Origin of the sequence: Bradyrhizobium sp. (genome assembly GCF_030646015.1) — a bacterium.
GTDB lineage: Bacteria > Pseudomonadota > Alphaproteobacteria > Rhizobiales > Xanthobacteraceae > Bradyrhizobium.
The window spans coordinates 1-4,209 of record NZ_JAUSLT010000053.1 but is presented as its reverse complement, the minus strand read 5'-3'; the positions used below and the strand labels follow the sequence as shown (position 1 = coordinate 4,209).

4 protein-coding genes are annotated in these 4,209 nt (G+C 64.1%); all 4 read left to right on the top strand.

Going from position 1 to position 4,209, the window contains the following annotated elements; genetic code table 11:
* Positions 1-143 (top strand): flagellin (locus Q7T45_RS07915; RefSeq protein WP_304869450.1); only part of this gene is annotated, 143 nt, incomplete at its 5' end.
* A gap of 91 nt (positions 144-234) precedes the next feature.
* Positions 235-615, top strand: coding sequence for a flagellar biosynthesis repressor FlbT (gene flbT, locus Q7T45_RS07910; protein ID WP_304869449.1), 381 nt, complete (start codon positions 235-237; stop codon positions 613-615).
* Positions 616-991: 376 nt separating this feature from the next.
* Positions 992-3,724 (top strand): hybrid sensor histidine kinase/response regulator, encoded by a 2,733-nt coding sequence (locus Q7T45_RS07905; RefSeq protein WP_304869447.1) that lies wholly within the window; start codon positions 992-994, stop codon positions 3,722-3,724.
* A 32-nt stretch (positions 3,725-3,756) separates the two neighbouring features.
* Positions 3,757-4,209, top strand: a 453-nt coding sequence (locus Q7T45_RS07900; protein WP_304869445.1) for a chemotaxis protein CheW, incomplete at its 3' end; no start/stop codon positions are given.

Below are 4,209 nucleotides of genomic sequence, written 5' to 3'. Positions count from 1 at the left end.
CCGGCTCGTCCAACCTGACGCTGGCCGACACCAACGAGGAAGCGGCCAACAGCCAGGCGCTGTCGACCCGCCAGTCGATCGCGGTGTCCGCGCTGGCGCTGGCCAATACTTCGCAGCAGAGCGTGCTTCAGCTGCTCCGCTGAGCTCGGCTTCGAAGCCAACGATCAAGGCGGCGGGGGAAACCCCGCCGCGACTACCCAGCTAGCCGTTGCCGTATCCTGAAAGGAAACAGTCATGCCGCTAAGAGTCGAACTGAAGCCGTTTGAACGTATCGTCATCGGCGAAACCGTCATCATCAATTCCGGCACCCGCACTTCCTTCCTGATCGACGGCGAAGCGCCGATCCTTCGCGAGAAGGACACCGTGACCGCGGAGACCGCCAACACGCCGGTCAAGCGGCTCTATTTCTGCGTCCAGATGATGTATCTGAAAAACGACATTCCGCGCTACCGGACTTCCTATCTCGGCTTCCTCAAGGACCTGCGGGAGAGCCTTCCGGGCTCGCGCGAACAGATCGATGCCGCGAACGCCCATGTGACGAGCGGCGCTCTCTACAAGGCGCTCAAGGAAATCAGGAAACTGATGAAGCGCGAAGAAGAGCAAGTGGCGGCCTGAGGCGGCCTCGAGCCTGCTTTCGTTGACATCTGAGGGGACGTTGCGGCGTCCCGTGGTCGCCGTGATCGGAATGCTCGCATGACGTGTGCCGCCTCAGAACTTCCCGGCCAACAGGACGCCGATGCGCCGCAAGGACGAGTTGTCCCTGATCAATGTTCGTCGCAGCCGGCGCCCATTGGCGCGCCCCACAGCCAGCCTTCCCCTTGTCTCCGTGACCGCGGCGCCACCCCGTATTTGCACGGAGCATAAAATTAACGCGGTTGTGAAAACGTTGAGGTTATCGATTGTGAGGAAGACTGTCCGTTAACTCCGTCCGTCGAAAACAAATACCGGTTGACGGAAAACCGCAACACAACTTCTTGGAAGGTGTATTCTGATGGACGATCTTTTGCGGGAGTTCTTGACGGAGACCAACGAGAGCCTGGATACGGTCGACAATCAGCTGGTGCGGTTCGAGCAGGATCCGAACAACGCCAAGATTTTGGATAACATTTTCCGGCTGGTTCACACCATCAAGGGCACCTGCGGCTTCCTCGGCCTGCCTCGCCTCGAAGCGCTGGCCCATGCCGGCGAGACGCTGATGGGCAAGTTCCGCGACGGAATGCCGGTCACTTCGGAGGCGGTGTCGCTGATCCTTTCCAGCATCGATCGCATCAAGGAAATTCTCGCAGGGCTCGAGGCCACCGAGGCCGAGCCCGAAGGCACCGATCTGGATCTGATCGATCCATTGGTCGAGCTGAGCATGCGCTCCTTCGAGACAGCGTCGGCTGCGCCGATCGCGTCCGCGCCGGAAATGCCGGTCGCATCAACACCGGCTGTCGAGCAGGGTACCTTGGTGCCGCAGATACTGGAGCGGCAGCTGCGTCCTGGCGAAGTGTCGCTGGACGAACTGGAGCGCGCGTTCCAGGAAACCGCGATCGAGGTGGTCGCACCGCCGATCGCGCCGGTCCAGCCCGAAGCGGCAGCGCCGAAGCCGGCCGCCGCGCCGGTTCAACCCGCCGCATCAGCCAAAGAGAAGAAGGCCGCCAAATCGGTCGTCGAGATCGACGTGCCCGAGGCCGACAAGGTCGCCAACCAGTCGATCCGCGTCAACGTGGACACGCTGGAACACCTGATGACGATGGTGTCGGAGCTGGTGCTGACCCGCAATCAGCTGCTGGAGATCTCCAGGCGCAACGACGATACCGAGTTCAAGGTGCCGCTGCAGCGGCTGTCCAACGTCACCGCCGAGCTGCAGGAAGGCGTCATGAAGACGCGGATGCAGCCGATCGGCAATGCCTGGCAGAAGCTGCCGCGGATCGTGCGCGACCTCGCCGGCGAACTGCACAAGCAGATCGAACTGGAGATGCACGGCGCCGACACCGAGCTCGACCGCCAGGTGCTCGACCTGATCAAGGATCCGTTGACGCACATGGTGCGCAACTCCGCCGATCACGGCCTGGAAACCCCGGCCGAACGCGCCGCCGCCGGCAAGCCCGAGCAAGGCACCATCCGGCTCTCCGCCTATCACGAGGGCGGCCATATCCTGATCTGCATCGCCGACAACGGCCGCGGCCTCAATACCGAGCGGATCAAGGCCAAGGCGATCTCGAACGGTCTCGTCAGCGAGGCCGAACTCGAGAAGATGACGGAAGCCCAGATCCACAAGTTCATCTTCGCGCCGGGCTTCTCCACCGCCGCCGCCGTCACCTCGGTGTCCGGCCGCGGCGTCGGCATGGACGTGGTGCGCACCAATATCGACCAGATCGGCGGCACCATCGACGTCAAGTCGGTGGCCGGCGAGGGCTCTTCCGTCACCATCAAGATCCCGCTGACGCTCGCCATCGTCTCCGCCTTGATCGTGGAGGCCGCCGGCGACCGTTTTGCGATCCCGCAATTGGCGGTGGTCGAACTGGTGCGGGCACGGGCCAATTCCGAGCACCGCATCGAGCGCATCAAGGACACCGCGGTCCTGCGGCTGCGCAATAAGCTGCTGCCGCTGATGCACCTGAAGAAGCTGCTCAAGATCGACGACGGCACCTCCTCGGATCCCGAGAACGGCTTCATCGTGGTGACGCAGGTCGGCAACCAGACGTTCGGCATCGTGGTCGACGGCGTGTTCCACACCGAGGAAATCGTGGTCAAGCCGATGTCGACGAAACTGCGTCACATCGACATGTTCTCCGGCAACACGATTCTCGGCGATGGCGCCGTGATCATGATCATCGACCCCAACGGCATTGCCAAGGCGCTCGGCGCCGCCGGCTCCGCCAGCCACGAGATCTCGGAAGAGAACGCGGCGGCGCGCGCCAATGCCGCCGAACAGCTGACCTCGCTGCTGGTGTTCCGCGCCGGCTCGGCCCAGCCCAAGGCGGTGCCGCTCGGCCTCGTCACCCGGCTGGAAGAGCTCGCCACCGACAAGATCGAACTCTCCAACGGCCGCTACATGGTGCAGTACCGCGACCAGCTGATGCCGCTGGTGCAGATGGAAGGCGTCAGCGTTCAGACCTCCGGCTCGCAGCCGATCCTGGTGTTCGCCGATGACGGCCGCTCGATGGGCCTCGTGGTCGACGAGATCATCGACATCGTCGAGGAACGGCTCAACATCGAGGTCGCGGGCTCCCGCGAAGGCATCCTGGGCTCCGCCGTGATCAAGGGCCAGGCTACCGAAGTGATCGACGTCGGCCACTTCCTCCCGATGGCGTTCGCCGACTGGTTCTCCCGCAAGGAGATGCGCCCCTCGGTGACCGCGCAGTCGGTACTGCTGGTCGACGACTCAGCGTTCTTCCGCAACATGCTGGCGCCGGTGCTGAAAGCCGCCGGCTACAAGGTGCGGGTGGCGCCCAGCGCCGAGGAGGGCCTCTCCGCATTGCGCTCGGGCCAGGTCTTCGACGTGGTGCTGACCGACATCGAAATGCCCGACATGAACGGGTTCGAGTTCGCCGAGACGATCCGGGCGGACGCGCATCTGAGCGGCATGCCGATCATCGCGCTGTCCTCGATGGTGTCGCCGGCGGCAATCGAGCGCGGGCGGCTGGCCGGCTTCCACGATTACGTCGCCAAGTTCGACCGTCCGGGCCTGATCGCGGCGCTGAAGGAACAGACCGCCGAACTCAGCCGGGCGGCGTAGGCATGAAGCAAGTTCAGCCTGAAGGAATCAGCATGACCAGCAAGAACGACAATACCGAAGGCGCCGTCTCCGAATTCGTCACCGCGATGATCGGGGGCCAGCTGTTCGGGCTGCCGATCTCGAGGGTGCAGGACGTGTTCATGCCGGAGCGGCTGACGCGGGTGCCGCTGTCATCCGGCGAGATCGCCGGCGTGCTCAATCTGCGCGGTCGCATCGTCACGGTGGTGGACATGCGCGCCCGTCTCGGCCTGCCGAAGAACGAAGACGGCAAGCCGCCGATGGCGGTCGGCGTCGACCTGCGCGGCGAATCCTATGGCCTCTTGATCGACCAGATCGGCGAGGTGCTCAAGCTCGCCGACGACGGCCGCGAGGAAAACCCCGTCAACCTCGACCCCCGCATGGCCAAGCTCGCCGGCGGCGTGCACCGCCTCGACGGCCAGCTCATGGTCGTGCTCGACGTCGACCGCGTGCTCGAAATCGTGCCC